We start from the raw sequence: 6108 nt of genomic DNA, 5'->3' as shown, positions 1-6108 counted from the left end.
CCAATACGAGACGATCATCAACACAGCCGCCTCAGCGGCATGACACCGACACTGTCACCCGATCGTGCACCAGTCCCAGGCGCACCGGATGCTGGGTGTGACCGCCACACCGCACACCACACCGGCCGACGAGATCCTGCTGGAGGTGGCCCGCGACCTGGGGGTCGAGGACACCTATCACCCGACCGACGTGGGCGTGTTCTTCGGCGACGAGCCCGGCAAGACCGTCGACGATCCGTTCTTCGGCGGCGCCGGCCCGGCCCGCGCCGGGTGCATCGGCTGTGCGCAATGTTTCACCGGGTGCCCGCACAACGCCAAGAACACCACCGAGACCAACTACCTGTACCTGGCCGAGCACGCCGGCGCCCGGATCCATCCGCTGACGACGGTGACCGACGTGCGGCCCCGGCCCGGCGGCGGCTACATCGTCTCCACGGTGCGCACCGGCCGGTGGTTCGCCAAACACAAGCGGGACTTCACCGCCCGCCAGGTCGTCTTCGCGGCGGCCTCCCTGGGCACCCAGCGCCTGCTGCACAAACTGCGCGACACCGGATCACTGCCGAATCTGTCGCCCCGGCTGGGGGAGTTGACCCGCACCAACTCCGAAGAGGTCCCGGTGGTGCTGGCCCCGGATCGCGACGACTTCGCCCAGGGTGTGGCGATCACCTCCTCGATCCACCCGGAGGCCAACACCCACGTCGAGGTGTGCCGATACGGCAAGGGCTCCAACCTGCTGTCGATGATGGGCACCCACCTCGTCGACGGCGGGCCGTGGCGGTTCGCGCGGCTGCTGTGGGCGATCGCCGCGCATCCGTGGCTGTTCTTCCGCAGCCTGTTCCCGCGGCGCGCCTCGGAGCACTCGATCATCATCCTGGTGATGCAGTCACTGGACAATTCGCTGACCACCTATCGCAAGCGGGGCCTGTTCGGTACCCGGATGACAACGAAACAGGGTGTCGGAGAACCCAACCCGGACTGGATCCCGGTCGCTCACGACATCGCCAGACGGATGGCGGAGAAGGTCGGCGGATATGCGGGCGGCACCTACCTCGATGCGCTCAACATCCCCCTGACCGCACACTTCATCGGCGGCTGCCCGATCGGCGACTCGCCGGACACCGGGGTCATCGACCCCTACCAGCGGGTCTACGGCCACCCCGGCCTGCACGTCACCGACGGCTCGGCGATCACCGCCAACCTCGGGGTCAACCCGTCGTTCACGATCACCGCGCAGGCCGAGCGCGCGATGGCGTTCTGGCCCAACAACGGCGACCCCGACCCGCGACCGGAACTCGGGCGGCCCTACCGCCGCATCGCCCCGGTCGTCCCGGCACACCCGACGGTGCCTGCGGGTGCGCCGGGGGAGTTGCGCCTGCCCGACGGCCCCGGGAGTTCCGGAACGGACGCCGCCGAGTTCCCGGCAGTGTGATCACTGGTCGGAGCGGTCACCGAGCACTGTCTGGGCCGCTGACCGGATCAGCACACTAGGTCGGTGCGCCAACGACTTTCGATGCTCATACCGGTCTCTGCCACCAGGTAGGGCAGAATCGGGCCCATGCGGGTATTGCTGACCGGTGGGACCGGTTTCGTGGGTGGCTGGACAGCCAAGGCCGTCGCCGACGCCGGCCACGATGTGCGTTTTCTGGTCCGGACCCCGGCCAAGTTGCAGACCACGGTCGGCCGGCTCGGCGTCGATGTCTCCGACTACGCCGTCGCCGACATCACCGATCGGGCGGCGGTGCGCGCGGCGATGGACGGTTGCGACGCCCTGGTGCACAGCGCCGCGCTGGTGGCCACCGATCCGCGGGAGACCGCGCACATGCTGCAGACCAACATGGGTGGCGCCCAGAACGTGCTCGGTCAGGCCGTCGAGCTCGGCCTGGACCCGATCGTCCACGTCTCCAGCTTCACCGCCCTGTTCCACCCCGGTCTCAAGGAGCTCTCCGCGGACCTGCCGGTCGTCGGCGGCAGCGACGGCTACGGCCAGTCGAAGGCGCAGGTGGAGATCTATGCCCGGGGACTGCAGGATGCCGGCGCCCCGGTCAACATCACCTATCCGGGCATGGTGCTGGGCCCACCGGTCGGCGACCAGTACGGGGAGGCCGGCGAGGGGGTTCGGGCGGCGCTACAGATGCGGGTGATTCCCGGCCGCGGCGCGGCCTGGCTGATCGTGGACGCCCGCGACCTGGCCGCACTGCACGCCGCCCTGCTCGAGTCGGGGCGCGGACCGCGCCGCTACATGGCCGGCGGCCATCGGGTTCCGGCCGCCGAATTGGCGACGATGCTCGGCGAGGCCGCCGACATCGCGATGTTCACGCTGCCGATCCCCGACGTCGCGCTGCGCACCCTGGGCACCGTCATGGACCGGGCCGAGGAGTTCCTGCCGGTGCGCACCCCGTTCACCGCGGCGGGTATGCAGTACTACACGCAGATGCCCGCGTCCGACGACACCCCGAGCGAACGCGAGCTGCACATCGCCTACCGGGACGCCGCCACGACGATCGCCGACACGGTCGCTTCGCTGGAGGGCTAATCCTCCGGCGACCGGTGTTCCGGGCCGCCGTCGCCGTCCGGGCCCTCGCCAGGCGGCGGCTGGGTCCGCTTCAGCCAGTCGCGCAACCGGAACAGCTGGTCGCTGATGATGCCGAGCGCGACCAGCACCAGGATCACGACGATGACGGTGGTCACGGTTCCCATCGTGCCACCCGCGGGCACCCCGGCTCAGCCGAACAGCGCCGCCTGGTCCCGTTCGCGTTCCAGCGCCAGCAGGAACCGTTTGCGGTCGATGCCGCCGCCGTAGCCGGTCAGCGAGCCGTTGGCGCCGACCACCCGATGACACGGCACGATGATCGAGATCGGATTGTGCCCGTTGGCGAGCCCGACCGCTCGCGACGCCGCCGGGGCACCGATCTGCGCGGCGATCTGACCGTAGGAGACGGTCGCTCCGTAGGGGATGGTCTGCAGTGCCGCCCAGACCCGGCGCTGAAATTCGGTGCCCGCCAGCGATATCTCCACATCGAAGGTGGTCAGTTCACCGGCGAAGTACGCGGCGAGTTGTTCGACCGCGGCACCGAACGCGTCGTCGGCGCGCACCCAGTCGGCGCGGTCGGGTTCGTAGGTCTGGTCGACCATGCGCAGGTGCCGCAGCGTGTCGCCGGTGCCGGCCAGGGTGAGCGGGCCGATCGGGCTGTCGATGGTGCGATAGCGGATCACGCGACCTCCTCGGGGGGCCAATCGTTGACGGAGTGGTCCAGTGCCGTCCACAGGTGCTGGGTGGCGTAGGCGCGCCAGGGCCGCCAGGCCGTACTGCGCTGGGTCAACGCGCGCGGCGCTTCGGGCAATCCGAGCGTACGCGCCGCGACCCGGACCCCCAGATCGGCGGCCGGGAAGGCGTCCGGGTCGCCGAGGCCGCGCATCGCGATGATCTCCGCGGACCACGGGCCGATACCGGGCAGCGCCAGCAGGCTGTGCCGGGCGCGCTGCCAGTCGCAGCCCGCGTCGAGCACCACCGCACCGTCGGCGAGCGCGGCGATCAGCGCGCCCACCGTCCGCCGGCGGGCACCGGGCAGCGCCAACCGGTCCGGGTCGATCCCGGCGAGTTCGCCGACGGTCGGGAAGGTGTGGGTGAGGCCGCCGTCGGGGTCGTCGATGCGCGGCCCGTAGTCGGCCACCAGCCGGGCGGTGTGGGTGCGGGCGGCCTTCATCGACACCTGCTGGCCCAGCACCACCCGGATCGCCAGTTCGGCCTCGTCCACGGTGCGCGGAATGCGCTGGCCCGGTGCCGCCGCGACCAGCGCGGCCAACGCCGGGTCACGCCCGAGATCGCCGACCACCGCCTGGGGGTCGGCGTCGAGGTCCAGCAGTCGCCGGCAGCGCGCGATCGCGGTGGCCACATCGCGGAAGTCGTCGACCCGCAACCGGCAGGCGACGTGATCGTCGGCCGGGCGCAGCGCGACGATGCCGGCGCCGTGCGGCAGCCGCAGGCTGCGGCGGAACCAGCCGGCGCGGACCTCCTCACAGCCCGGCACCGCGGCGGCCGCCAAATGCCCGAACACCCCGGCGTAGGCGAACGGCGTGCGCACCGCCAGCCGGATCGTCAGCGTCTCGGCGCCGACGGCGATCGGGCCGCGGCCGGGTCGCCGCGCCGCGGCCCGCAGCCTCGACGGCGTGGCACGACAGACCTCGCGCACCGTGTCGTTGAACTGGCGGACGCTGGCGAACCCGGCGGCGAAGGCGACGTCGGCCAACGGCAACTCGGTGGTCTCGATCAGCACCCGGGCGGTCTGGGTCCGCTGCGCTCGGGCCAGCCCCAGCGGACCGGCGCCCACCTCGGCGCGCAGCAGCCGTTGCAGATGCCGGGGGGTGTAGCCGAGCCGGGCGGCCAGACCGTCGACCCCGACGCGCTCGACGGTGCCGTCGGCGATGAGCCGCATCGCCCGGGCCACCACGTCACCGCGGGCGTTCCACTGCGGCGAACCCGGAGCCGCGTCGGGCCGGCACCGTTTGCACGGCCGGAAACCGGCGCGTTGCGCGGCGGCTGCGCCGGGGTAGAACCCGACGTTGCCGGGCCGGGGCGTCGGCGCCGGGCAGCTGGGCCGGCAGTACACCCCGGTGGTGCGCACCGCGGTGACGAACCAACCGTCGAACCGGGTGTCGCGGGATTGCACCGCGCGGTAGCAGCGGTCGAAATCGTCGTGCACGCCCTCCACTCTGGCACGACCCCACCGCCCGCACTGGCGGGAATGCGACATCACAGTGCGCGGCGGAGGAAGCGCGCGGGCCGATATGCTTCCCGACCGTGACCGATCTGGTGCAGAACTATCTCGACCGGATTCTGGCCGAGCACGAACCCATCACCGAGGGCGTGCTGGCCGACTACATCCCGGAGCTGGCGGCGGTGGACCCGACCGGGTTCGGGCTGGCCCTGTCGTCCTCGGACGGCTACGTCTACCGCTGCGGCGACGCCGACACCGAGTTCACCATCCAATCGGTCTCCAAACCGTTCACCTATGCGCTGGCTCTGCAGAAGATCGGTGCGCCCGCAGTCGACGCGCGGATCGGGGTGGAGCCCACCGGCGAGGCGTTCAACGAGATCAGCGTCGACGACGAGACCAAAGCGCCCAAGAACCCGATGATCAACGCGGGGGCGATCACCGCCATCTCGCTGATCCCGGCCGCCACCCCCGACGCCCGCTTCGCGCTGATCCGGGACTTCTTCTCCGCCTGCGCCGGCCGCCCGCTGGAGGTCGACGAGGCGGTCTACGAGTCGGAGCGCACCGCGGGCAGCCGCAACCGCGCCATCGCCTACATGCTCGACAGTTTCGGGGTGCTCGACGGCGACCCGGACGAGGTGCTCGACGTCTACTACCGGCAGTGCGCCCTGAAGGTCACCAGCACCGATCTGGCGCGGATGGGCGCCACCCTGGCCCGCACCGGGCTCAACCCGATGACCGGGCGGCGGGTGATCGACCCGGCGGTGGTGCGGCGCACCTTGAGCGTCATGTTGACCTGCGGGATGTACGACGCGGCGGGGGACTGGGTCAGCGCGGTCGGGATGCCCGCCAAGAGCGGCGTGGGCGGCGGCATCGTGGCCGTGCTGCCCGGCCAGCTCGGGATCGGCGTGTACTCGCCGCGGCTGGGCCCCAAGGGCAACAGCGTGCGCGGGGTGCGGGTCTGTCGCAGCCTGTCGGCCCAACTCGGCCTGCACTTCCTCAACGTCACCCGGGAATCGCGGTCGACGCTGCGGTCGGTTTCCGACGTCGGCGACGGCGTCCGGGTCTATGAAGTGCACGGCGACCTGCTGTTCGCCGGCGCCGAACAGGTGACACGCACCGCGCAGCGCCAGCACGAGGAGTACACCGCCGCGGTCTTCGACGTCTCCCGGGTCGACGACATCAACGACGCGGCCCGCACCCTGCTGGCCGGCCTGGCCGCGACGTTGCAGACGGTCGGCAAACACGGGTTCCTCGTCGATCCGGACGGCATCGTGGTGCCGTTGGATTCGCCGCACCGCGCCGCGGCCTACGAGACCGTGGCCGATGCCGTCGCCGCCGCGCACACCTGGCTTTCCACCCGGCCGGCCGCGGCGGTCGACGACTAGGGCGGTCG

5 protein-coding genes and 1 pseudogene are annotated in these 6108 nt (G+C 71.5%); 3 read left to right on the top strand and 3 right to left on the bottom strand.

Features of this window, described 5'->3' with window-relative positions; genetic code table 11:
• Positions 1-67: 67 nt before the first annotated feature.
• Positions 68-1429 (top strand): annotated as a pseudogene (locus AWC30_RS16670) (GMC oxidoreductase); the annotation flags it as partial.
• Positions 1430-1555: 126 nt separating this feature from the next.
• Positions 1556-2533: an NAD-dependent epimerase/dehydratase family protein gene (locus tag AWC30_RS16665; protein WP_085111361.1), complete on the top strand. Its 978-nt coding sequence runs from the start codon at positions 1556-1558 to the stop codon at positions 2531-2533.
• Here AWC30_RS16665 and AWC30_RS17865 read toward each other — a convergent pair.
• From AWC30_RS17865 to AWC30_RS16655, 3 genes are read right to left on the bottom strand one after another with little or no spacing between them, the layout of a single operon-like run.
• Positions 2530-2688: a hypothetical protein gene (locus AWC30_RS17865; RefSeq protein WP_165756498.1), complete on the bottom strand. Its 159-nt coding sequence runs from the start codon at positions 2686-2688 to the stop codon at positions 2530-2532. The two genes, AWC30_RS16665 and AWC30_RS17865, sit on opposite strands and share 4 nt — an antisense overlap.
• Positions 2689-2721: 33 nt before the next feature.
• Positions 2722-3213 (bottom strand): methylated-DNA--[protein]-cysteine S-methyltransferase, encoded by a 492-nt coding sequence (locus tag AWC30_RS16660; protein WP_085111360.1) that lies wholly within the window; start codon positions 3211-3213, stop codon positions 2722-2724.
• Positions 3210-4700: a DNA-3-methyladenine glycosylase 2 family protein gene (locus AWC30_RS16655; protein ID WP_085111366.1), complete on the bottom strand. Its 1491-nt coding sequence runs from the start codon at positions 4698-4700 to the stop codon at positions 3210-3212. The genes AWC30_RS16660 and AWC30_RS16655 overlap by 4 nt, the downstream gene beginning before the upstream one ends.
• 98 nt (positions 4701-4798) lie before the next feature.
• Between AWC30_RS16655 and glsA the strand changes: the two genes are divergently transcribed.
• Positions 4799-6100, top strand: coding sequence for a glutaminase A (gene glsA, locus AWC30_RS16650; protein WP_085111359.1), 1302 nt, complete (start codon positions 4799-4801; stop codon positions 6098-6100).
• Positions 6101-6108: the final 8 nt, after the last annotated feature.

It is taken from the genome of Mycolicibacillus trivialis, assembly GCF_002102395.1.
Lineage (GTDB): Bacteria > Actinomycetota > Actinomycetes > Mycobacteriales > Mycobacteriaceae > Mycobacterium > Mycobacterium triviale.
The sequence above is the reverse complement of the archived record's forward strand: the minus strand, read 5'-3'. Positions and strand labels throughout refer to the sequence as shown.